This window comes from Xanthomonas dyei (assembly GCF_002939865.1).
In the GTDB taxonomy this organism is placed as follows: Bacteria; Pseudomonadota; Gammaproteobacteria; order Xanthomonadales; family Xanthomonadaceae; genus Xanthomonas; species Xanthomonas dyei.
The window spans coordinates 1-25,163 of the sequence record NZ_MDEE01000055.1; the positions used below are offsets into that span (position 1 = coordinate 1).

The window sequence follows — 25,163 nt, forward strand, 5'->3', positions numbered from 1 at the left end:
GCGTCGCCGAACGTCAGTTGCATGGATGATTCCTCAACACGAGGCGAGTAGTGTCGCGCATCTGCCGTGCTTTGTTCAGAGGTTCCCTAGCAGCCGGGCTTTGAGCAGCATCGAATTGTCTGGGCGGTTGCGCTTGCGTCGCAGACCATTATTTGCGCCTGCGCAAGCGCATCATCTTCGGATAGCACAGCCGCAGACCGGTTGAGCATGCGCGTGCTGCCATGGCTCGCCAATCCGCCACTCGTTGCAGTCGCCCATGGAATCAATGCGGCTCGAACACCTGCAATGCCACGCGCGGCGGTCCGTTGCCCAACCACAACGTTGCCACACTGATCGGCAGCTTGAAACGACGCGGACCGGCACTGCCCGGATTGATATACAGCACGCCATCGCGTGTCTGGATCGAGGGCTTGTGCGAATGCCCGCTGATGACGATATCTGCCGCCACGCCCGGTGCCAGTGTTTTCAGATCGTGTAGCACATGGAGGCGCATGCCATCGATCAGCAGATCCAGCGTCTGCGGCAAACCCGCGGCCCACGGCTTGTCGTCGATATTGCCTGCGATGACATGCAGCGATGCCAATGCCCGCAACGCCTCGAGCACCTCCGGTTTGCCCACATCGCCGGCATGGATGATTTGGTTGCAGCCATCAGTGCGACAAGCGCTTCGGGCCGCAACAGCCCATGCGTGTCTGAGATCACACCGATCCGCGTGCCAGTCCCCATCTCGCCATGACCTCCTTTGAGCACAACCAGCTGGATGACTTACTGCGATAGTCTCGACCTGGGGACATCAACGTCGTCACGGTCAATCGCGACATCGGTATGCAGTCGATGCCGCCGCATCACCCACCTTGCAAACGATGACCTGATGCATGAATTAGAGTCGCTAACAAACCGTAGCGAGCAGTCGTCAGGTGGGTGTGGACGGCGCGGAGGAACCGGAGTGTACGGGTGGTACATGCCGCACCGAGCACCGGCTGCGCCCGCCTGGCGGCTGCACAGTCGTTTTGTTCGCTGCTCTTAGCTGCGGCATACCACCGGGCCAATTGCCCGGTGGTATGCGCAGGACGCATCAACCGTGCGGCGTGAGCACGATGACGCCCAGCGGCGGCAACAGCAGCGGCAACGACTGGGCGTGGCCGTGCATGGATTGTTGTTCGGCGGTCACCACGCCACCGTTGCCCAGATTGGCACCGCCATAGATGCCGGCATCGCTGTTGAACACTTCTCGCCACTGGCCGCCCTGCGGCACGCCGATGCGATAGCCATGCTGCACGATTGGGGTGAAGTTGATCACCACCAGCACCGATGCATCGCCACGTTTGCCCTTGCGCAAAAACGCCACAACGCTGTTGGCCGCATCGTCGCCAACCACCCAGGTGAAGCCGGCCGGATCGTCGTCGTGCACGTGCAGCGCCGGGTACTCGGCGTACATCCGGTTCAAATCGCGCACCAGTGTTTGCACACCGCGATGGCGCGGGTCGTCGAGCAAGTGCCACGGAATGCCGCCGTCGTGATTCCATTCGGTGGGCTGGCCGAACTCGCAGCCCATGAACAGCAACTTGCGCCCGGGGTGGGTGAACATGAAACCCAGGTACGCGCGCAGATTGGCAAACCGCTGCCAGTCGTCGCCGGGCATGCGGCCCAGCAACGAGCCCTTGCCGTGCACCACTTCGTCGTGCGAGATCGGCAGCACGAAGCGCTCCGAATACGCATAGACCATGCTGAAAGTCAGCTCGCCGTGGTGGTAGCGGCGGTAGATCGGATCCAGCCCCGCGTAATGCAGGGTGTCGTGCATCCAGCCCATGTTCCACTTGTAGTGAAAGCCCAGGCCGCCATGCGCGACATCGGCGGTGACGCCGGGAAACGCGGTGGATTCTTCGGCAATCATCACCGCGCCCGGGGTGTGCTCGCGCACCACTTCGTTGAGCCGGCGCAGGAAGGCGATGGTTTCGTAGTTTTCGCGTCCGCCATGGATGTTGGGCACCCACTCGCCGGCATTGCGGCTGTAGTCGCGGTACAGCATCGAGGCCACCGCATCCACGCGCAGGCCGTCGACGTGGAAGCGCTGCAGGAACTCCAGCGCGCTGGCGATCAAAAACCCGGACACCTCGCGGCGGCCGTGGTTGTAGATCAACGTATTCCAGTCGCGGTGGAAGCCTTCGCGCGGGTCGGCGTGTTCGTACAGCGCGGTGCCGTCGAAATGCGCCAGCCCGTGCGCGTCGGTGGGAAAGTGCGCCGGCACCCAATCGACGATGACGCCGATGCCTTCGCGGTGGCAGCGATCGACAAAGCGCGCAAAGCCATCGGGCGAGCCGAAACGCGCGGTCGGTGCGAACAAGCCCAAGGGTTGATAGCCCCATGAGCCGCCGAACGGATGCTCGGTCACCGGCATCAGTTCGACATGGGTGAAACCCATGTCGGCCACATACGGGATCAGCCGATCGGCCAGGCCATCCCAGTCCAGGTCCACACCTTCTTCGCGCAGCCAGGAGCCGGCATGGATCTCGTAGACGCTCATCGGCGCGTCGTGCGCCTGGCGGCGCGCGCGCGTGGCCATCCAGCCGTCGTCGCTCCACTGGTGCGGCGTGGGGTCGGCCACGATCGAGGCGGTGCCCGGTGCAAGCTCAGCGCGACGCGCGACCGGGTCGGCCTTGGCCGGCAGCTCGTGGCCGTGCGGGCCGCGCAGCTGATACTTGTAATGCGCGCCAGGGCCGACGTCGGGTACGAACAGCTCCCACACGCCGGACTGGTGACGCAGCCGCATCGGGTGACGCCGTGCGTCCCAACTATTGAAATCGCCCACCACCGCCACGCGCGAGGCATTGGGTGCCCACACCGCAAAGCGCGTGCCGCGCACGCCGTCGACCTCGACCACGTTCGCGCCCAGCGCATCGGCCAGCTGCAGATGGTGGCCTTCGCTGATCAGGTGCAGGTCGAAGTCGCTGAGCTGCGGCCCGAACGCGTATGGGTCAGCCGTCTCCTGCTCGCCGCCGGGCCAGCCGATGCGCAGCCGATACGCGCCTTGTGCGGGCAACTCACCGGCAAACAGGCCCGCTTCCGGCCCGGCTTCCAGGGCAATCGTCTGCCCGTCATCCAGCACGGCGCTGACACACTCGGCGCCCGGCAGGTAGGTGCGCAACAAGCGTCCTGCGTCGGTCGGGTGCGCGCCCAACACGGCGAACGCATCGCCGTGGCGCGCGTCGGCCAGGGCGCGTACCACGCCGGGATCCCATCGATTGGTCACTGCTGTCATCCCTCCACTCATCATGTGTCCCCCGCACCGGCGCGTGCGCGTTGCAGGATGCGGCGCAAGCCTTCGACCGGCACCATCAACCAGCCCGGGCGATTGGCCGCTTCGTAACGCACTTCGTAACAGGCCTTCTCCACCAGGAACAGCAAGGTGGCGGCGTTGAACGCCGCCGGCGCAATCCACGGATGGGCGCTGGCGTCGAGCACCGCATGGTAAGCGTCCAGGAAGGCTTGCGTGGAGCGGCGGCGGAACTGCGCCAGAAATTCATCCAGATGCGTGTCCACACCCACACCCGCACGTGCGGCGGTGCCTTCTTCGCCACGTGCCGAAACCTCGCTGGCGTAATCGAGCGAGCGCAGGAAACCGGCCACATCGCGCAATGGGCTGGCCTTGGCGCGACGTTCGTCCAGTGGCTTGGCCGGCTCGCCTTCGAAGTCGATCAACACCACATCGTCGAAGGCCACCAGGATCTGGCCCAGGTGGAAATCGCCATGCACGCGGGTCAGCAGCGAATCGGCCAGCACGCTCGGCGCCTTGGCCAGCAAGCTGTCCAGCTGCGGGCGCTCGGCGAGCACCGCTTCCAGTGCCTCGCGCTCGGTCGCGTCCTCGCTTCCCGACAAGCGCGCGTTGACCATCTCCCACATCTCTTCGACCTGCCGCGCCACACCGGCCACCACATCATTGGCCGTCGGCAGATCGATCCGCTGCGGTGCGAAGTCTGCATCGTCGGTGGCGCGCGACAAGGCTTCGTGCAACTCGGCCAGGCGCTTGCCAACCACGGCCGCAAACGCGTCGTAGCCAGCGATGGCTTCGGCGCGCGACTCGTCGGTTTGCGCGGTGGCGTATTCGTCGAAACTGCGCGCCAGATGGTCCAGCGTCCAGCGCCAGGCATCGCCCTGATTGCGGATAAAGCCCTGCAGCAGCGCGATGGTGGTGATGGTGCCCTGCCCGTCGACGCGGCTGACGCTGCCCAGCAGCGGCGCTGCATTGGCGTAGCCCAGCTCGGTCAGGCGGCGGCCGATTTCGATTTCCGGGTTCGCACCGATTGCCACATGCCGCAGCAGCTTGAATACCGCCTTGTCGGCGACCACCAGCGAGCTGTTGCTCTGTTCGGCCGACAACCAACGGATGTCCGGATCGGCGGGGATCTCCAGCTTGGCCAGCGCCGGCGTCGCTTCGAAGCGCACCTGCCCTTGCTGCGAAGGATCATCGCCATCGTAGAAGTCCAGCGTCGCATTGGTCCGCAAGGCATCGATCACGCCGCGCACCATCGGCTTGAGCGCGAACGCATCGGTGAGATAGCCCACCTCGCGCCCTTGCCGCACGCGCGCCAGGGCGAGCTGTTCGGCCAGGGTGCTGGGCTGGTCGCGTTCCCACACGATGCCGATCGGCAGCATGTAGGACGCGTGGTGGCCGTCTTCCAGTTCCACATCCAGCTCCAGCAGGCTCATCGGCTCATCGCCCGGCAATGGCGTGCGGCGCGAGATGCGCACGCTGCGCAGTGCCTGATCCTTGGCCGAGAACCAGCGCCGCGCCGACAGCCACGCCGGCAGGATTTCGCCTTCCAGGGTGGGCAGATGCGGCAGCAGCGCGTTGCTTTCGTCGGTGTCGCTGCGCAGCACCAGCGTGCGGTAGTCCGGCAGGGGCACCGGGCTGGGCACATGCCAGTCCGGCAAGGTGCCTTCGCTGACCAGCTGAAACGCGTAAAAGCCGAACGGCGGCACCGTGAGCAGATAGGTCAGCCGGCCGATCGGCGGGAAGCTGCCGCCGCCGATGATATCCACCGGCACGCGGCCTTCGAACTCGGACAGATCCAGTTCCACCGCCTGCAGCGTGTGCGACAGGTTGGCCACGCACAGCACGGTTTCGTCCTGATAGCAGCGCAGGTACGCCAGCATGCGGCGATTGCCCGGGTACAAGAAACGCAGCACGCCGCGGCCGAACGCCTGATAGCGCTTGCGCACGCTGAGCACGCGGCGGGTCCAGGTCAGCAGCGAATGCTGGTCGCGGATCTGCGCTTCCACATTCACTGCCTGAAAGCCGTACAACGGGTCCATCACCGGTGGCAGCACCAGCTGTGCGGGGTCGGCGCGCGAGAAGCCGCCATTGCGGTCGATCGACCACTGCATCGGGGTGCGCACGCCATCGCGATCGCCCAGATGGATGTTGTCGCCCATGCCGATCTCATCGCCGTAATACAGCACCGGCGTACCCGGCATGGTCAGCAGCAACGAGGTCATCAACTCGATACGGCGGCGGTCGCGCTCCAGCAGCGGTGCCAGGCGGCGACGGATGCCCAGATTGATGCGTGCGCGACGGTCCGAGGCGTAGGTCTGCCACAGATAATCGCGCTCCGAATCGGTGACCATTTCCAGCGTCAATTCATCGTGGTTACGCAGGAAGATCGCCCACTGGCAGCTCTCCGGAATCTCCGGGGTCTGCCGCATGATGTCGGTGATGGGGAAGCGGTCTTCGCGCGCGATTGCCATGTACATGCGCGGCATCAGCGGGAAGTGGAACGCCATATGGCATTCGTCGGCGTTCTGGCCGAAGTATTGCTGGGTGTCTTCCGGCCACATGTTGGCTTCGGCCAGCAGCATGCGGTCCGGGTATTCGGCATCCAGCGTGGCGCGGATCTTGCGCAGGATGGCGTGGGTCTCGGGGAGATTTTCGTTGGAGGTGCCGGAGCGCTCGATCAGGTACGGCACCGCGTCCAGACGCAGGCCATCCACACCGCGGTCCAGCCAGAAGCGCATGACTTCCAGCACCGCCTCCAGCACCGCGGGGTTGTCGAAATTCAGGTCCGGCTGATGCGAATAGAACCGATGCCAGAAGTACTGGCCGGCCACCGGGTCCCAGGTCCAGTTGGACTTTTCGGTATCGCAAAAAATGATGCGTGTGCCTTCGTACTCCTGATCGGTGTCCGACCACACGTAGAAGTCGCGCTCCGGCGAGCCGGCCGGCGCGTTGCGTGCACGCTGGAACCACGCATGCTGATCGGAGGTGTGGTTGATCACCAGCTCGGTGACCACGCGGATGCCGCGCGCATGCGCCTGCGCCACCAATTGCTCGAAGTCGGCGATGGTGCCGTAGTCCGGATGCACCGCCATGTATTCGGCGATGTCGTAACCGTCGTCGCGGCGCGGGCTGGGATAGAACGGCAGCAGCCAGATGGTGTCCACGCCCAGTTCGGCGATGTAGTCCAGCTTGGAGATCAACCCCGGAAAATCGCCGATGCCATCGTCATTGGAGTCGAAGAACGACTTGACATGCACCTGGTAGATGATCGCGTCCTTGTACCAAAGCTGATCTGCGACCACCGCCGACTGTTCTGCGTCGGCCTGTAAAGCGGGAACTGCATTCATGCGACCTCTCCTGCGCGGATGCGCCATAACGCGAACGGTCGCGTTGCCTCTACACGGATGTGCTGGTATTTGCCTTGCCACTCGAAGCGGTGCCCATCCCACAGATCTTCCACGGCAACAGTGGCGTGATCGGGCAGGCCCAGCTCCCACAACGGGATTTCGATATCCGCTTCCTGGGCGGCATGCGGGTCCAGGTTGATCGCCACCAGCACCATGCTGCGGCTGCGCGACAGATACCCGGCATCCAGGAACTTGCCGAAATACAGCACCTGGTCGTTATGCGCCTGATAAAAGCGCGTGCCCAGATGCGATTGCAGTTCCGGGTGCATGCGACGCAGCTGATTGAAGCGAGTGATCTCATCGACGATGTCGCCGGGCGCGCGCTCGGGCCAGGCGCGCAGCTGGAATTTCTCCGAGTCCAGATACTCTTCCTTGCCCGGTGCCAGCGGCGTGGCCTCGCACAGTTCAAAGCCCTGGTACATGCCCCACAGGCCCGACAAGGTCGTCGCCAATGCAGCGCGAATCAAATGCCCGTTGCGCCCGCTGGTCTGCAGGAACAAGGGATTGATGTCCGGCGTGTTGACGAAGAAATGCGGGCGGAAGCACTCGCGCGGCACGCCTTCGTTCAACTCTTCCACGTACTCCTGCAGCTCGTGCTTGTGGTTGCGCCAGGTGAAGTAGGTATACGACTGCGAAAAGCCGCACTTGGCCAGGCGGTACATCATCTTCGGCCGGGTGAAGGCTTCGGACAGGAACACCACATCCGGGCGACGCCCGCGCACATCGGCAATCAACCACTCCCAGAACGGGAACGGCTTGGTATGCGGGTTGTCCACCCGAAACAGGGTGATGCCTTCGTTGACCCAGAACAGCACCGCATCGCGCAGCGTGTTCCACAGCTCCGGCACCGCGCCGCTGGCGTAGAAATCGACGTTGACGATGTCCTGGTATTTCTTCGGCGGATTTTCCGCATACGGGATGGAGCCGTCCGCGCGCCAGGTGAACCAATCCTTGTGATCGCGCAGCCACGGATGGTCCGGCGCGCACTGGATCGCAAAATCCAGCGCTACTTCCAGGCCATGCGCATGCGCGGCCTGGATCAAACGGCGGAAACCGTCCAGCCCACCGAGCTCAGCATGCACCTCGGTGTGGCCGCCATCGGTGGCGCCGATCGCGTACGGGCTGCCCGGCTCGCCATCGACGGCGGTCACCGAGTTGTTGCGGCCCTTGCGGTTTTTCGCCCCGATCGGGTGGATCGGCGGCATGTACAGCACATCGAAGTGCATCGCGCGGATGTGCGCTAGCCGCCCGATCACATCGTCGAAGGTGCCGTGCCGCGCCACATCGCCGCTTTGCGAGCGCGGGAACAACTCGTACCAACTGGCAAAATGCGCCGCGCGACGTTCCGATTCCACCCGGTAGGTCACCGGGGTCTCGGAGCGGAACGGCTTGTCGTCGGCCAATGCCATCGCCTGCGCGGTGTCCGGCTCCAGCACGATGGCCAGCTGCTGCAGCGGCTCGCTCTGCGCACCGATGCGGGTGAGGATGGCCTGCAAGCGCTCGGACAACGCACCGGTGCTACGCGCATGCGCGGCCTGCACCACGGCCACCGCTTCCTGCACGTCCACCGGCAACACCGTGTTGGCCGCGCGCTTCTTTTCCAGATCCGCATGCAAGGTGGCGAAGACATCGCGCCAGCCTTCCACACGGAATTCATAGGTGCCGATGCGCTCCAGCGGAAACTCCGCGCGCCACCGGTCGTTGCCAAGCGCACGCATCGGCGCGCTGGACCAGGTCTTTGCATCGGCCGGCCGCCACAGCACCGCCACCGCGATGCGGTCGTGCCCGTCGCAGAAGGCATCGGCTTCCACGCAGATGCGGTCGCCTACCGTGCGCTTGACCGGGAAGCGGCCGTTGTCGACCGAGGGCGTCACCGATTCGATGCACACCCGTGGCCAAGTGGCCGCGGTCTGGGCACGCGGGCGCATGCGCGGCACCGCCAGCACGTGTCGCGCCGGCACGCTGCGGTAGACGCGCACTTCGCCCGGTTCCAAGGCGTCGAGCGTTGCGCCGGACAAGGTACGGCCATCCTCGGCCACCAACGCCTCGGCATCGCCCAGCAGCCGCAACAGATCCGATGCCGGCACCGGCACCACATGCCGCGTGTCGCCATTGATCAATAGCAGGGCGGGCAGACCGCCCAACGGTTCCACCGCAATGGCGGTCAAGCCGGTGGATTCGCGCAGCAGCGGGCGCAGCCGCAGGCCGGCATTGCTGGGTGGCACGCCGTCGGTCGCGCGGATCGACGGCGGCACCGCTTCCAGCTGCGCATCGTCCAGCAACCAGGCACCGCCCAAGGCCAGCGCCAGTTGCCCGTGCTGCTCGGGCGAGGCCGCACGCTTGCCATCGGGCGCATCGAGCACCGCGATGACCTGCGACGCCAACGCACGCAGCGCCGTGTCTTCATCGAAGAACCAACTGCCGCGCCCGTCCCACCACGCCAGCGATGAAAACGCTGCATCGAAGCCGGCACCGGACAATTGCTGTAGCGCTTCCAGACCCAGCCCCGGCGTCCACGCCGCAAACACCACCTCCGGTGCCTGCGCGTGCACGCGCGCGATCAACTCGCGCCAGCGCTGCGCCGGCACCTGTTGCGGCTGCAACAACCGGAAACCGCCAACGCCCTGCCCCACCCACTCCAGTAGGCGCGCGCTCCACCACTCCACCAGCGCGGCACCTTCCTGCGCATAGGTAAAGCGCGCCTCGGCCACCTCCGGCGTGGCGCGCGGCTGGCGCGGGTCCGGCACCGCGGTGCTGCGCGCACGAAACCATTGCGGGTTGTCACGCACCACCGCGCTGGCACCGCCGACTTCATCCAGACGCACGTCGATCAGCAGCTTCACACCCGCCTGGCGCGCCGCCCGCACCGCCTCGCGCAGACGGCCGTCCTGCGCGTCGGCACCAGCCGCCGGCTCGATCAACCGCCCTTCCGCATCGCGCGCGAACGGCGCTGCCATCACCACGTAGTCGCAGCCCGCCTCACGGGCCGCCACACAGCGCTGCTCCAGCCCGGCAGACCAAGACGCCTCATTGAGAACACAGATCCGCATGGCGCCCCCTCAGCAGACCACGGCGCGCGAACGCACCGTGACGATGGAAGCAACCCGGGCCGCCCGGGTCTGCAGGCCTACCAGCGCGCGTCTAAGGCGCACCAGTCCGACTACCGTCCAGATCGGCCCCTGCCCACCCGATGCCTGGCCGACTTTTCCTACCGTGACTGCACTCATGCGCAACTCCGCAACGATTCTTGACCCTTGCAGTCAAGCACTTCCATTGCGAATACCGTGTGTCGGTGGAATTGACGAAAATCAAACAAGCGCGGCCGCGGTGATGCACCCGCGTGAGGGTCCGTCTATCAACGGATGCGTGTCCGCCACGCGCGGAGTGGCCAGTGCTGCCACTGTGTCCGCGCGGGACGCGCACCGACTTGAGTCGTCAGATCAAGGGCTCGCACCAACATTAGGCGTGAAAAAGAACACATGTTGCCTGTACGTAAGAGCCTACCGGGACTGCTTGCAAACGACCGCGACGCCAGTGTCCACTTGCGCCTCGCCTGCAGCCCGTAACCACCGGACGAATGCGCTGGCGCATCGAAACGGCAGCGCATTCGTTGGCATCAATCCGTGCCGTACCTGGGGTTGTACGGGCCGTACAACAGTCCACCGGAATGGCCGGTCGAGAGCAGACGCTGGCTTGCGACATTGCCGATCTGGTGGCTCCGATCGGTGACCTGATTGATCACCTGGTTGACCGCTGCGGTAACCAGCATGCCGATCAAACCCCCGCCATTGTTCTGATTCTCACCGCTCGATGCCTGTGCCTGTCCCTGCCACAGGGTTGTCCCGGTACGCAGATCGACGAGCTTCGCCTTGGCCGACACAATCACCACGCTGTTGATCACCTGGTATACCGAACCATACTTGTCGACGGTGATATACAGCGCAGCATCGGCACCGAAGATCTCCCGCAACTTATCGGTCGACACATTCTGCGCGTCGTCGGCTACAGTGATGCCGTTCTGTTTGAACGTCTCATATACCGGCGCCACCGGCATCACGTAATACCCTGCTTCTGCCAGCGGCAACGTCGTCACCGACAGCACGCTCAAGCTCGCATCCACATCAGGCGCATTGCTCACAGGCGGCAGCACAAGAATAGAGCGTGGCTTGCTGGCTCTGTACGCGGTGTAGTCGCGTGATACAGGCTGGGTTGCACATGCAGCCATCACCAGGGAAACCGCTGCCACAGCTGCTAATTTCAGCATTTTCTTCATCGCGACTGTCCTTCGTGTTGGAACTTCTTCATCAAAAGATCGACGTATGTCGCAGACTCGGGATACTGCGCTTTCTCGGCGATCAGATTCTCCTGTGCCTTGCTGTCATTGCCAGTCTCCGCATACAGCATGCCCAAATGGACGCGCAGTCCCGGCGGCGTGCTCTTGTTGGAGGACTGCATTACCTGCATGTCCTTCTCCAGTGCCTGAATTTGTTGCTCAGGACTCCCACCCTTGAAGTGACTGTAGACCTGATCCTGGTAACTTCCCCATTGATACAGCGACGCCGACTGGTGGGCACACGCCGTCAATGCCAGTAGCGCACAGACGCTCAGACACCGCCTTGCATAAGACATCTTCTTCATGACTGTTTTATTCCCTGATTACTTGGCCGGCTTCCATGCGCCGGAGTCGATGGCAGCGGTCAGACTATTGACCGCTTCGCGGATAGCCAGGTCCAGTACCTTGCCGTTGAGTGTGGAGTCGTAGCTCGACGTGCCGCCGAAGCCGACAACCTCACGCGTCGACAACGAGTATTCGCCGGCGCCCTGGACCGAATACACCACTTCGGACGTCGTGCTATCGACCACGTTCAAGCTGACTTTTGCATACGCCACTTGCTGCTTGCCACGCCCGAGGATGCCGAACAGTTGCGTATCACCCACTTCTTTGCGACCGAACTCGGTGACATCGCCCGTCAGCACGTAGTCGGCACCCTTGAGTTGCTGCGCCTGTTGCTTGATCTGCGCTTCCTGCTTGATCTCGCCCATGTTGTCGCGGTCGAGAACACGAAACCGATTGGTCTGCTGCAGATGCGTGACAAGAATGGTCTTGGCCTGGCTACCGAGACGATCGGCACCGTCGGCAAACAGACCGCGCATGAAGGACGACCGGTTATCGAACTTGCCCACCGCGATCGGAGCGCGAACGCCCGAATATGACGTCCCTGCGGTAGCCACGGTTTGCGGCCTGATGTTCTGGTGGCTTTCCGTCGCGCAGCCAGCCAGTCCGGCAAGCAAAACGGATGACATGCACAAACTCAGTACGACATGCCTCATTATTTTTCCTTTAAATGATCGAAAGACAAGATTTTCGGCTTCGGCAGAGCCATTCCATATGTCAATTTTCCAAGCCTGACTCAGATTTTTAAATCACAAAAACTGCATCGGCTTCGGATACCTCATGTAAACCCGCAACTGCACCCGCCGGATTTCGCAAGCATGAAATTCGACGCTGCGTGATCTTCTTGAGAGATGCCCACTGTAGTTCGCCGAGCCGCCGTAGCACCTTTGCAGTTGCGAAAGCGATGTCTGTCCATGAAAGTCCTCACAACAGATATAGAGTGGCAGCTCAAGACAGGCGAGCCGCACCAGGCAAGAAATCAAGGAAAACATGCTCGGCATGCCCTTATCGGCACCGCCGGTAGAAAATTTAGAAAAAATTTTCTACCGGCGGTGCGCACGGGTGGCTCACGAAGTTTTCCCACTTGGGGCTTGGCCTCCCCAGATCCACTCTAATTGAGCTGGCAGTTGTGCCTTATTTTTAAGAGAAAATTAAAATTTATATATAAAATATTTCGGTATGCGGCTATTAAACAACAGATATGCCATTGCTTGGCAGTGCACCCCTCTCTATAAGCGCAGATGCAGTTCCCCAGATATCTCTTGCTTCTTGCCATGCCCCAAGCCGTACAAGTTCCCGAAAAAAGGCTTACTTTGAGTCTGCTTTTTATCGTAGCCGGTTTAAATTTTTCAGATTGATAGCCAGTTATATGGCGCCCACGCAATACGTCAGGATTTTTCCTACAGGCAAGCTCTTCCGTTTGCATTAAAATACCGTTAGGGGCGGCGCGGAGGCGTCGGTACGTCGTTATCGAGTTGGGCGGTCATCTGCACATGGCTTCAGGCAAAAAGGGAAGGGCACGCATGCGTGCCACGTGGTGTATTGCGCTTTTTGCGGGCACGGCAGCCCAGGTCTCTGCGCAACAGATCGTCGATCCCGCCGCGCAGGAGTTGTTGCGGCAGCAGGAGCGCGAACGCGTTCTGCGCGAGCAACAGGAAGCGCGGCCGGATGTTCGCCTGAAACGCGCCCCGGACGATGGCGTCGAGCGTCTTCCAACCAATGAATCGCCGTGCTTTCGGATCGAGCGCATCGTGCTCGATGGGCAGGCTGCGGATGAATTCCGTTGGTCATTGAAAGCTGCCAACCCTCGGCAAGACCCCGCCATTGGTCGCTGCCTGGGCACCGACGGCATCAACCTGGTGATGAAGCGTGTGCAGAACGCGGTCATTGCACGCGGCTATGTGACCACGCGCGTGCTAGCCGCGCCGCAGGATCTCACCGGCGGCACCCTGACGTTGTCGCTGGTCCCCGGGCGTGTGCATACCGCCCGCTTCGGCGACCCGACATCCGCACGTGCAGCGATCGCCAATGCTGTGCCTGCACGTAGCGGCGATCTGCTGAATCTGCGCGACATCGAGCAGGGCCTGGAGAACTTTCAGCGTGTGCCGACCGTGGTTGCCGACATCCAGATCGCTCCTGCCGAAGGTCAGGGAACCGGCCCGGGAGAGAGCGACCTGGCCATTGCGTGGCAACAGCGGTCGCGTGTGCGCGCCAGCCTGAGCCTGGACGATGCCGGCAGCGACGCCACCGGCAAACTGCAGGCAAACGGAACACTGTCGCTCGACAATCCCCTGGGCCTCAACGAGTTGTTCTACGTCAGCCTCGGCAAGGGCGTGTTCAATGGTGCCGGCAAGGACACAGACAGCTGGACGGTGCACTACGACGTGCCCTACGACTACTGGCTGTTTGGCGTCACCGCCAGCGCATACGACTACAGCCAGGCAGTGGCCGGCGCGATCGAGACCTATGACTACAGCGGGCGCAGTCGCACTGCCGAAGCGCGCATCGATCGCCTGCTGTTTCGCAATGCCACGATCAAGTTCGGGGTGTATGGGCGCGGTTGGTGGCGACAGTCCACCAGCGCCATCGACGACACCGAAATCGAAGTGCAACGGCGGCGCACCGCCGGCTGGGAAGTTGGCCTGAACCACCGCCAGTTCCTTGGCAAAGTCAACCTGGATGCAAGCGTTGCGTATCGACGCGGCACCGGTGCGTTCGATGCATTGCGCGCTCCGGAAGAACTTGCGCGCGCGTTCGACCCGTCGATTCCGCTCGAAGGCACCTCGCGCATGAAACTCATCGTCGCCGATGCCCAGCTGACGGTGCCGTTCCAACTTGGCTCTCAACGTCTGCGTTACAGCGCCTCCTGGCGCGCGCAGTGGAACCGCACGCCATTGGCGCCGCAGGACCGCTTTGCGATCGGTGGGCGCTTCACCGTGCGCGGGTTCGATGGCGAATTGACGCTCAGCGGCGACCGTGGCTGGTCGCTACGCAATGACCTCAGCCTGGCACTCGGTGGCGGGCTAGAAACGTATCTGGGCGCCGATTACGGCCACATCGGTGGGCAGTCCGCGCGCTTTCAGAGCGGCGACCATCTGGCCGGCATGAGCCTGGGCCTGCGCGGAGGATGGCAACACGTCTCCCTAGACGGGTTCGTCGGCGCCGCGTTGGAAAAACCCGCGAACTTCCCGACTGACTACACCACGTTCGGCTTCAGCCTGTCCTGGCGCTACTGAATATTCCACAAGGATTAGTGACATGAATCGCGTCTACCGTCTGGTCTTCAACCGCGCGCTGCGCGTGTGGCAAGTGGCATCCGAGTTGGTCCGTGCACCGGGTGGCAGCACGGGTGTTGCCGCTACGCGAGCGCACAGGCTCACGATGGAGCCACTGCAGTTTGCGATGTTGTGCGCGCTCGGCTTGGTCGGTGTCATCGACCTTGCTCAGGCACAGTCGGCTGGCCGTATCGTGGCCGATCCGGCCGCGCCAGGCGGCGAGCGCCCGACGGTCCTGACCGCTCCCAATGGCGTGCCGATGGTCAACATCACCACGCCGTCGGCCGCAGGCGTGTCGCGCAATCGCTATTCGCAGTTCGACGTTGGCCGCGAAGGCGCCATCCTCAACAATGCCCGTGGACAGACACAGACCCAAATGGGCGGCTGGGTGCAGGGCAACCCGTGGTTGGCCACGGGCAGCGCCAGGGTGATTCTCAATGAGGTCAACGGGCCGGCGAGCCGGCTCAATGGCTACGTGGAAGTCGCCGGGCCTCGCGCAGAAGTGATTATTGCCAATCCAGCCGGCATCCAGGTCGACGGTGGCGGGTTCCTCAACGCCAGCCGGGTGACGCTGACCACCGGCACACCTATCCTCTCCGGCGGTGCGCTGGAAGGCTACCGTGTGACCGGCGGCGCCATCCAGGTGGGCGGTGCGGGCCTGGACACCAGCGGCGCGGATTACACCGATCTGATCACCCGCTCGCTGCAGGTCAATGCCGGCATCTGGGCAAATCAGCTGCAGGCCAGCCTGGGCAACAACGTGGTCAGTGCCGACCAGGTAAGCATCGCGCCGCAGACCGCCACCGGTCAGGCACCCACCTTCGCACTGGACGTCGGCGCGCTGGGCGGCATGTTTGCCAACAAGATCTGGCTGGTCGGCAACGAACGCGGCGTCGGCGTGCGCAATGCCGGCAACATCGGCGCGCAAGCCGGCGAACTGGTCGTCACGGTAGATGGCCGGCTGGAAAACACCGGTGCCTTGCAATCGCGGCAAGACACGCGCATCACCGCAACTGGCGGTATCGCCAATGCCGGCACGCTGAGCGCCACGCGCGAATTGCGCGCATCCACAGTGGCCGATCTGGACAACAGCGGTGGCGTGCTCAACGCGCAACGGCTGCAGATCGATGCAGCTGCATTACGTAACCAGAACGGCACCATCGAGCAGACCGGTGTGCAGGCACTGGCATTGAATGCCGGCAGTGTGCGTAACCGTGCCGATGGCAGCATCGGCGCAATCGCCGCCGTCGCGCCAAGCGACGGTGCAACGCCCGGCACCGGTGGCGACAACAGCGGCAACGGCAACAACGGCAGCACCGACGGTGGAAACGGCGGTACACCGCCTCCCGTCAGCGTGCCGACGCCTGGCATTGTGCCGCTTGCCGCAGGCGCGCTGACCGTCTCCGGCCTGATGGACAACGATGGTGGCCGCATCAACGGCGGCGGCTCGGTGTCGCTGTCTGCTGCAAATGGGCTGGACAACAGTGGCGGGCGGCTGGGCGTGTCCGCACTCAGCGCACGCGGCGACCTGAGCAATCGCGCCGGCACGCTCGCCGTCTATGGCGATGCCGATCTGCAGCTTGGCGCCTTGGTCAACGACCAGGGCCGCCTCACGGTGGCCAATACACTCGGCCTGGACACACAGTCGCTGAGCAACCGAGGCGGTGAACTGCGTCATGCCGGCGGTGCAACGACCGCCTGGCAGGTGCGCGGGCTGCTGGATAACCAGGGCGGCGTAATTTCCAGTAATGCGGCAGCGCTGCAACTCAGCGCACAGGCAGTGGTCAATGCGCAGGGCCGCATCGAACACGCCGGAACGCAAGGTCTGACATTGTCGGCGCAGGACTGGTCCGGTGCCGGCGGCAGCATCGCCACACCGGGCGCGCTCACCTGGCGCGCAGGTGCGGTGGATCACCGCAATGCCACGGTAAGCACCACACAGCTCGACCTGCAGGCAACCAGCGTCGATAACCGTGGTGGCGCGCTGCTCTCGACCGGCATTCAACCGGCGACGTTGCAAGTCCGTGACCGCCTCGACAACGGCGATGGCGGCACCATCGCCAGCAATGGCGATCTGCGTCTTGGCGCTGGCACGTTGGGCAACGCGGGTGGCCAGATTCAGCAGGCCGGTAGCGGCATGCTGACCATCGATACCACCGCACTCGAGGGCCGCGCAGGACGCATGATCAGCAACGGTGGGCTGGCGATCAATGGCGGGCGCATCGATCTTGCGCAAGGCGTCACGTCCGCCCAGCAGATTGGCATCGCTGCGGACACGCTCAGTACCGCGGGCGGCCGCCTGACATCGCTGGGCGATCAGGCGCTGCGACTGACCGTGCGCGACAGCCTGGACAACCGCGATGGCAATCTTGCCAGCAATGCAGGTATCAACATCGTTGCAGGCTCCGTCGATAACCAACGTGGCGCGATCCTGGCGGCAGGCAGCGAACAGGCCACCCGGGTCGTGGGCAGCACATTGGACAACAGCGCCGGAACGATTTCCGGCAATGGCGCGGTGCAGCTGCAAGCCGGCAGCGTGATCAATCGCGGCGGCACGGTCGTTGCAGCCAATGGCGCTGCATTGCAGGTCACTGCAAGCAATCTGCTGGACAACAGCCAGGGCGGCCGCCTCGCCGCCAGTGGCAACCTCACCGTACGTGCGTCCACGCTGGACAACCGTGGCGGCGCCATCGAACACGCCGGTACCGGCACCTTGAACGTCGACGCCGATACGCTCCAGGGTGCAGGCGGTAAATTGCTCAGCCTGGGGACGCTGCAGCTGGACGGCGGCGACCTCGCTCTTGGCGCCGGCAGCACCACCCAGGCCGAGCGCATCGTTGTCGATGCCGGCAACCTCAGCACCGCAGGCGGCCAGCTGAGTGCGACCGGTACCGATGCGTTACGCCTCACCCTGACCGGCGCGCTCAACAACGATGGCGGCGCTATCGCCGGCAACGGCGCGTTCGCCGTGCGGGCAGCGGCGCTGTCCAACCGCGGCGGAACCCTGGTGGCCGCTGGCAGCGCCGGCGGCCGTCTCGACATCAGCGGGCAACTGGACAATGCAAACGGCCGCATTGCCAGCAACGGCAGCGCCCTGCACATCGGTGCAGATCGGCTGATCAATCAGGACGGAACGCTCAGCCACTCCGGCACCGGTGGTCTGGAGATCGCCGTCACACGGCTGGACGGCAGCAAGGGCACCATCGTGACCGGCGGCGCGCTGTCGGTGGCAGCAACCGCGATCGATCACCGTGACGCAACCATCGGTGCAGACAGCGTGGAGCTGCAGGCACAGACCCTGGACAACCGCGGCGGACGCATCGTCGCCAGTGGCAGCACGGCAAGCACTCTCCGCGCCAATGTAGTGAACAATGCTGGCGGCACCATTGCAGGCAATGGCGACCTGTCGCTGACCAGCGATGTGCTGGACAACACACAGGGCACGATCCAGCACGCAGGCAGCGGCCAACTACAGATCGATGCACAGACATTTGCCGGCAACGCGGGCAAGCTGATCAGCAACGGCAGCCTGCACGTGACCGGCCAGAGCACCGATCTGCGCAATGCCACCACCTCTGCACGCACCATTGCAGTGGACACCGGCAACCTCACCACCGCAGGCGGCCAACTGTCGGCAAGCGGCAACCAGCAGCTGCGGCTGAGCGTTGGCAACACGCTGGACAACACCGGCGGCACCATCGGAGGCAACGGTGTGCTGGCAATCGGCGCACAGACGCTCATCAATACCCAGGGGACGCTGCAGGCCGCAGGTGCGGGGCAGTCCACGCTGAACATCGACCACGCCTTGCACAACCAGCGGGGCAAGATCCTGCTGGCCGGTGACGGGCGTGTCGCCGCTGCAAGCATCGACAACCAGGCCGGTACCTTGCACGCAGCCGGCGGCATGTTGCAGTTGGACGTGGACGGATTGCTCGACAATCGCAGCCAGGGTGTGGTGTCCAGTGCAGCTCAACTCGTCCTGGATGCCGGCACCCTCGATAACGCGGCCGGCAACGTCGTCGCCGGTACCGACCTCACGCTCGTCACCGATAACGCCATGGGCAACAACGGCGGCGCCATCCAGGCGACCAACGCACTGCGCCTGGAAGCGGCCGGTCTTTCCAACCGCGCCGGCAACATCATCGGCGGCAGCGCGGCGGTCGATACGCGGGCGCAACTGCTGGACAACGTCGGCGGCACCATCGGCAGCCAGGTCGGCACGCTGGAGATTCGCAGCGGCGCACTCAACAACGCCGGTGGTCGACTGCAGTCGCAAGCAGCCTTGTTGCTGCAAACCAATGGCCAAGCGATTACCAATACCGGCTCCGGCAGCAATGGCGGCATTCTCGCCAGCGGCCGTCTGCAGGTAGATGGCGGTGCATTGGATAACCGTGGCGGTGCGGTGTTTGCGCAAGGCGATGCACGCCTGACGGTCGCCAGCGTCGATAACAGCGCCGCTGGGGCCTTGAGCGCCGCAGGCAATTTCGCGCTCACCAGCACGAGCATGAATAACGTCGGTGGCCGACTGCAGGCGGGGCAGAACGTCGACCTGACCTTGAACGGTGCGCTCGATAACCAAGCGGGCCTGGTCGCTGCAGGCAACGTACTGACCTTGCATGCGTCCACCGTGGATAACCGCACCACGCGCGGCACCGGCGCACTGGGTCTGCAGGCCGGGCAGTTGCAGCTGCAGGCGCAATCGCTGGATAACCGCCAAGGACAAGTCATCACCGACGCTGCAGGCAACCTGCAACTGACGTCATCGCTCAACAATGCAGGCGGCCAGATTTCCTCTGGCGGCAGCCTGGACATGCGTGCCGATGCAGTCGCCAACAGCGCCGGCCTGCTGCGGTCGGACGGCAACCAGAGCGTGACCGCACGCAACCTGAGCGGCGACGGGCAACTGCAGTCGCAGAGCAATCTCACCCTCAGCTTGCGCGAAGGCCTGACCAACACCGGCGAGATGAGCGCCAACGGCACCCTGGCCATCCAGACCGATGGCGACTTGTCCAATCAAGGCATCCTGCGTGCAGGCAATCTCGACCTGGCTGCGCGCAACGTCGACAACGCCGCCAATGGCGAGATCAGCAGCCAGGGCATCACGCACATCAAGACCGGCGGCCAGCTGGTCAACCGCGGGCTGATCGATGGTGCGGTGACCCACCTGGAAGCCGCCACGCTGGACAACGTCGGCACCGGACGCGTGTATGGCGACCACGTCGCAATCGCCGCCGGTCTGCTGCAGAACCGTGCCGAAACCATTGCCGGCGTCACCCGCGTGGCCACGGTGGCCGCACGCGAGCGCCTGGACCTGGGCGTGGGTCAACTGACCAATACCGATCGCGGCCTGATCTATAGCGATGGCGATGCCGCCATTGGCGGCAGCCTGGATGGCAATCGCCTGGCCACCGGCGTGGCACGGCAGATCGACAACCTGGGCGCTGTGATCGACGTAGCCGGCGATCTCGATCTGCAAGCGACCACAGTCAACAATGTTCGCCAGAACGTGGTGGTGACTCAAACCACCACCACCCTGGCGCCGGTGCGCCTGGATCAGCCGACCTGGCGTAACAACGGCGAGAACGACACGTCCAATATTCGTTCGACCAGCAATTACGCGGCCCTCGAGATCTACTATCTCAGTCCTGACGATATTCTTGAGGACACGCCCTACACCACCCCGGACGGCTATCAGGTGCGTCGCGCGGTTATCCGCGTCACGCCACAGACCAGCGCTTATTTCTTCGCACGCGGCGGCATGTATCAAGCCACGGGCGAGCGATCGCGCCTGAATTCGCAATCGGGCACGCTGACCATCTACTACACCGGCCGCCAGGACAACCAGGTCAATCCGGACCAGGTGACCGCGGGCGCGGACGACCCGTTCCGCGAGCTGTCGCAGATCCAGCCCGGCTCGCCCGCGTTTCGCTATAACAGCGACACCTTGCAGTACTCCAACGCCTACGGCACCTGCACCACCAATTGCGTGCAGCTATGGGCGCAGTTCGCCTACACCGATCCCGATCACATCCTGATGAATCCGCAGGGCACCGGTGGCGGCAGGCTCAATGACAACGAGCGTTATCGCATGGCCACACGTACCGTGGTCGAAGATGTATTGCAGCCGGGTGCAGGACCAGAGGCGGTCATCCAGGCCGGCGGCACCCTGCGGATCGGCACCGATGCGTTACGCAACGAATACGCACGCATCGCCGCTGGCGGCGATCTGGCGATCACCGGGCTGACGCATACCGCCAGTATCACCAACCTCGCTTACACCCTGTTCCGCACACATAGCTTCAGCAACGTCACCACCGCCTACAACGGCACCACCCGGAGCTGGAGCAATCCCTCCATCTCCGAGCAGATTGGCCAGATCGGGAGCCAGCTCACCAGCGGCGGCACGCTGAGCATCGATGTCGGCGATGTGAGCAACCTCAACCAAGGGCGCGACGCACCAAACGTGCGCGATGGCGCAGCGGTTGCCAACCTCAACATCCGCGGGTCGCAAGCAGCGCCCACCGGCAACGGCATAGGTGGGATTGCCGGTCCAGGTGGCGTGGCGACCAATGCCGCCGACCGCGCGCTGGCAGCGGCAACGCAGACCGCAGGACAGAGCGGCGCCGGCAACGTCGGCGGCGTCGGGAGCAGCGGCCCGGTGACGGGCGCACGTGTGGTCGATGCGGCCGGCGGCTCGCCGGACCGTATCGCAATGGGCACGCCCGATACCCGCGCACCCAGCGGCAGCCTGTTCACGCTCAGGCCCGCCAGCGGCAACTACCTGGTCGAAACCGACCCGCAGTTCGCCGATTACCGCAGCTGGCTGGGCTCGGACTATCTGCTCAATCAGATGGGGTATTCCGCCGATGCGGTGCAAAAGCGCCTGGGCGATGGCTTCTACGAACAAAAGCTGGTGCGCGAGCAGATTGGCCAACTCACTGGCCGGCGTTTCCTGGAAGGCTACAAGGGCGACGAAGCCCAGTACCAGGCATTGCTGGATGCCGGCGCCACCGTCGGCAAGGCCTGGAACCTACGCCCGGGCGTGGCACTGACCGACGCGCAGATGGCCCAGCTCACCAGCGACATCGTCTGGTTGGTGGAGCAGACCGTCACCCTGCCCGATGGCAGCACCACCACCGCGCTCGTACCGCAGGTCTACCTGCGGTTGCGCCCCGGCGACCTCGATGCCGGCGGCGCGCTGCTAGCCGGTGCCAACGTCGACGTCACCCTGGCCGGTGGCCTGAAAAACACCGGCACCATTGCCGGCCGTCAGCTGGTGTCCATCGACGCCGGCCGCATCGAACACCTGGGCGGCAGCATCAGCGGCGACCAGGTGGGGCTGCGCTCGGCCAGCGACATCCGTATCGAAGGCGCCAGCGTCAGTGCAGTGGATGCGCTGAGCGTGCAGGCGGTCGGCGACATCACTGTTGCCTCCACCGTGGAAACACTCAGCGGCGGCGGCTACCACCAGTACAGCACCACCCAGCTCGAGCGCGTGGCCGGCCTGTATGTCACCGGCACCAACGGCAACGGCGTGTTGTCGGTGGTGGCTGGCCGCGACGTTAACCTGCAGGCCGCGCAGATTCGCAACGCCGGCACCGACGGCGTCACCCAACTGGTAGCAGGCAACAACCTCACCCTCAGCACGCAGACGCTCTCCAACAGTACAGACACCACCGCCAACGGCCGTAACTTCCAGCGCAGCAGCGAGACCACCCACCTCGGCACCACCGTGCAGGGCGCGGGTAGCGTGGTGCTGGCCGCCGGTAACGATCTCACTCTCACCGCAGCGCAAGTCGGCGCCGGCAAGACCCTGGCTCTGCAGGCCGGGCGCGACATCAACAGCGTCGCGGCCGTGGACAGCAGCTCGCGCGACCGCAGCACGGTCACCAAGAGCAACTCGCTGGCCACCTCGACCTACGACGAAACCGTGCGCGGCACCCAGCTCGGTGCAGGCGGCGATCTCGTCATGCAGGCCGGCCGCGACCTCACCCTGGCCTCCACCGCAGCGGCCAGCCAGACCGGCGGCATCGCGCTGGCGGCCGGCAACGACATCACGCTACTCGCCACGCAGGAGCAGCATGATGCGGTGGTGGATAAGGAAACCCGCAAGAAGAGCACCTTCTCCAACGAAAAGACCACCACCCACGACGAATGGCACGACAGTTTTGCCGTCGGTTCATCGCTGAGCGGCACGTCCGTCAACATGGTGGCCGGCAACGACCTTGCCGTGGTGGGTTCGACAGTGCTCGCGCAGGACAACGTGCGTCTGGCGGCAGGCAACAATGTCACCATCGAGTCGGCGCAGGACACCAGCAGCGAAGCGCACAGCGTTCGCCAGAAGAAGTCCGGTTTGACCGGCAGCTCTGGTGGTGGCGTGGCGAGCGTCGGCTATTCGAAGTCCAGCAGCGACAGCCAGCAGTCCACACGCTCGGTCACCCAGGTTGCCTCATCCGTTGGCTCAACCGATGGCAATCTTGTCATCAGCGCGGGCAACCAACTGACCATTGCCGCCTCGGACATCGGTGCCGGCAAGGACCTGACGCTGGCAGCCAAGGACATCGCGCTGCTGGCACGCCAGGACACGGTCGAGTCGCAATCCAGTCAGTCGAGTAAATCCAGCGGATTCTCGGTGGGCGTGACCTACGACCCGGGTGCCTCGTACCGCAGCGCACGCGATTCGACCACCAAGAACATGGTCGATACCGGCTCGACCATGAGCAAGATCAGTCGTGATGCCGAAGGCGCAGCGGCCGGCACCATGGCCGCCATCACCCCGGTGGTGATCCAGGCCAGCAGCCACCGCTCCAATGCATCGCAAAACGAGAGCACCAGCGACGCGCGCGTCAGCCAGTTGGCGGCCGGCGGCAACCTGACGCTGCTCGCCAGTGATGGCTCGATCACCAGCCAGGGCACGCAAATGTCTGCGGAGGGCAATGCGCTGCTGCTCGCCAGCAAGGACATCGTGTTCGATGTCGCGCACAACACTCAATCCAGTGGCAATGCCAGTAACGGCAAGGGCTGGGGCTTCAACAATGCCGCCGGCTTGCCGTACGGCAACTACAACCAGCAAGGCACCGGCAACGGCCAGACCGACACCATCACCGGCACGCAATTGTCGGTGGGCGGCAATGCCAGCCTGACCACTACCCAAGGCGACATCACCCTGACGGCTAGTAATATCGCGGCGCAGGGCAATGTGAGCCTGCGCGCGGCGGGCGATCTGACCATCCAAAGTGGCCAGGACATCCTGGGCAATACCAATCAGTCCACCAGCAAGGGCATCGGCACGGTGGTCATTTCCGACACCGAGCGCTTTGCCGGCTACAACAAGAAGAACCACTTCGACGACAACGCCCAGGTCTCGCAGGTGGCCAGCAACGTCGGCAGCCTGGGCGGCAATGTCAGCCTGACCGCAGGCGGCATGTATACGCAGTCGGCCAGCAACGTGGTCGCGGCCAAGGACGTGGACATCACCGCGGCCTCGATCCAGCTGCTGACCGCCAACCAGAGCAGCTCCGCCTCGCAGAAGGACGACGACCTCAAAATCGGCGCGTTCGCGCGCATCAAGTCGCCGCTGATCGATCTGATCAACAACGTGGACGATGCGCGCCAGTCGGATGGGCGGCTCAGTACCATGCAGAACATGGCCGCTGCGGCCAATGCCTATCAAAGCGTCAAGGCCGCCAAGAGCGGCACGATCCTGAGCATCGAGGCCGGCGTCGGCTTTGCCACCAGCGAAAGCAGCTTCAATAGCAATAGTCAGACATCGCTTGGCTCGACCATCACCGGTGGCGGCAATGTCAGCCTGAAAACCACCGAAGGCGACCTGCATATCGTGCAGGGCAACCTCAAGGCGGGCGACACGCTGCGCCTGGATTCGGCGCGGGACCTGGTGTTGGAAGCCGGCCAATCCGTTGGCTCCGAGCAAAGCAAGGGCAGCAATGCCGGCTTCGAAGTCGGGGTCGGTGCGCAGATCGGTGCGCAAACTGGTGTGTACGCCTACGTGCAGGCCAGCGCCGGTAGCCACAACTCGAACGCGCAAAGCACGACCTGGGAAAACACCCAGTTAGCGGGCAAGAACGTCGTGCTGACCTCCAAGGGCGACACGACGCTGCGCGGTGCCGTGGTGACGGCGGATCGGATCGATGCGAATGTCGGCGGGGACCTGACGATCGAGTCGCTGCAAGACGTGTCTCACGTACAGTCCAAGGAGAGCAGCGTTGGCGGCCGTGTCCAGGTCTCTTTTGGCACCGCATGGGATGCCAGTGGCTACGCGAACGCTGCCAAGGCGAACGGCAATTACCTGGGCGTGGGCCAGCAGTCGGGTCTGTTCGCGGGCGATGGCGGCTATCACGTCACCGCCGGCAACGTGAATCTGATCGGTGGTGCGATCACTAGCACCAATGCTAACAACAGCGAGCTGACGGCCGATTCACTGTGTCGACTCCCCATAAAATTGATCCATCCATCACTACAGGTCTCCGGGCACACTAGCCACCGAGGAGACTAACGATGCGCAAGAGCAAGTT

General features: G+C 64.0%; 8 protein-coding genes, 1 other RNA gene and 1 pseudogene. 2 read left to right on the forward strand and 8 right to left on the reverse strand.

The genetic code is table 11. The features are described 5' to 3' along the window. Positions 1–262: 262 nt before the first annotated feature. The 8 genes and pseudogenes from XdyCFBP7245_RS21415 to XdyCFBP7245_RS21450 form a co-directional block, all read right to left on the reverse strand. Positions 263–756, reverse strand: a pseudogene (locus XdyCFBP7245_RS21415) (metallophosphoesterase family protein). A 131-nt stretch (positions 757–887) separates the two neighbouring features. Then, a non-coding RNA gene (locus tag XdyCFBP7245_RS21420) (sX9 sRNA) lies at positions 888–963 on the reverse strand. 112 nt (positions 964–1,075) lie between these two features. After that, the gene (glgB, locus tag XdyCFBP7245_RS21425; RefSeq protein ID WP_104617409.1) at positions 1,076–3,259 is read right to left on the reverse strand and encodes a 1,4-alpha-glucan branching protein GlgB; all 2,184 of its coding nucleotides are present in this window, start codon (positions 3,257–3,259) and stop codon (positions 1,076–1,078) included. An 11-nt stretch (positions 3,260–3,270) separates the two neighbouring features. Beyond that, positions 3,271–6,621: a maltose alpha-D-glucosyltransferase gene (gene treS / locus XdyCFBP7245_RS21430; protein ID WP_104617410.1), complete on the reverse strand. Its 3,351-nt coding sequence runs from the start codon at positions 6,619–6,621 to the stop codon at positions 3,271–3,273. Then, positions 6,618–9,731 carry a maltotransferase domain-containing protein gene (locus XdyCFBP7245_RS21435; RefSeq protein ID WP_104617411.1) on the reverse strand — a complete coding sequence of 1,038 codons (3,114 nt, stop codon included), beginning with the start codon at positions 9,729–9,731 and terminating at the stop codon, positions 6,618–6,620. Before XdyCFBP7245_RS21435 ends, treS begins: the two co-directional genes overlap by 4 nt. A 566-nt stretch (positions 9,732–10,297) precedes the next feature. Then, the gene (locus tag XdyCFBP7245_RS21440) at positions 10,298–10,954 is read right to left on the reverse strand and encodes a DUF799 domain-containing protein (protein ID WP_104617412.1); all 657 of its coding nucleotides are present in this window, start codon (positions 10,952–10,954) and stop codon (positions 10,298–10,300) included. Beyond that, entirely contained in the window at positions 10,951–11,319 is a 369-nt protein-coding gene (locus XdyCFBP7245_RS21445) for a DUF4810 domain-containing protein (protein ID WP_104617413.1), read from the reverse strand. The genes XdyCFBP7245_RS21440 and XdyCFBP7245_RS21445 overlap by 4 nt, the downstream gene beginning before the upstream one ends. 18 nt (positions 11,320–11,337) lie before the next feature. Beyond that, positions 11,338–12,012, reverse strand: coding sequence for a CsgG/HfaB family protein (locus tag XdyCFBP7245_RS21450; protein WP_104617414.1), 675 nt, complete (start codon positions 12,010–12,012; stop codon positions 11,338–11,340). 837 nt (positions 12,013–12,849) lie between these two features. Here XdyCFBP7245_RS21450 and XdyCFBP7245_RS21455 point away from each other — a divergent pair. Next, positions 12,850–14,592 (forward strand): ShlB/FhaC/HecB family hemolysin secretion/activation protein, encoded by a 1,743-nt coding sequence (locus XdyCFBP7245_RS21455; RefSeq protein WP_104617416.1) that lies wholly within the window; start codon positions 12,850–12,852, stop codon positions 14,590–14,592. Between the two features lie 22 nt (positions 14,593–14,614). Continuing rightward, on the forward strand, positions 14,615–25,144 hold the full coding sequence (locus XdyCFBP7245_RS21460) for a hemagglutinin repeat-containing protein (RefSeq protein ID WP_104617415.1): 10,530 nt from the start codon (positions 14,615–14,617) through the stop codon (positions 25,142–25,144). The last annotated feature ends 19 nt before the right edge of the window (positions 25,145–25,163 follow it).

Bases quoted from the DNA above. Each gene is read 5' to 3' on its own strand.
- glgB (WP_104617409.1), bottom strand. From the start codon at position 3,259: ATGACAGCAGTGACCAATCGATGGGATCCCGGCGTGGTACGCGCCCTG.
- treS (WP_104617410.1), bottom strand. From the start codon at position 6,621: ATGAATGCAGTTCCCGCTTTACAGGCCGACGCAGAACAGTCGGCGGTG.
- XdyCFBP7245_RS21435 (WP_104617411.1), bottom strand. From the start codon at position 9,731: ATGCGGATCTGTGTTCTCAATGAGGCGTCTTGGTCTGCCGGGCTGGAG.
- XdyCFBP7245_RS21440 (WP_104617412.1), bottom strand. From the start codon at position 10,954: ATGAAGAAAATGCTGAAATTAGCAGCTGTGGCAGCGGTTTCCCTGGTG.
- XdyCFBP7245_RS21445 (WP_104617413.1), bottom strand. From the start codon at position 11,319: ATGAAGAAGATGTCTTATGCAAGGCGGTGTCTGAGCGTCTGTGCGCTA.
- XdyCFBP7245_RS21450 (WP_104617414.1), bottom strand. From the start codon at position 12,012: ATGAGGCATGTCGTACTGAGTTTGTGCATGTCATCCGTTTTGCTTGCC.
- XdyCFBP7245_RS21455 (WP_104617416.1), top strand. From the start codon at position 12,850: ATGGCTTCAGGCAAAAAGGGAAGGGCACGCATGCGTGCCACGTGGTGT.
- XdyCFBP7245_RS21460 (WP_104617415.1), top strand. From the start codon at position 14,615: ATGAATCGCGTCTACCGTCTGGTCTTCAACCGCGCGCTGCGCGTGTGG.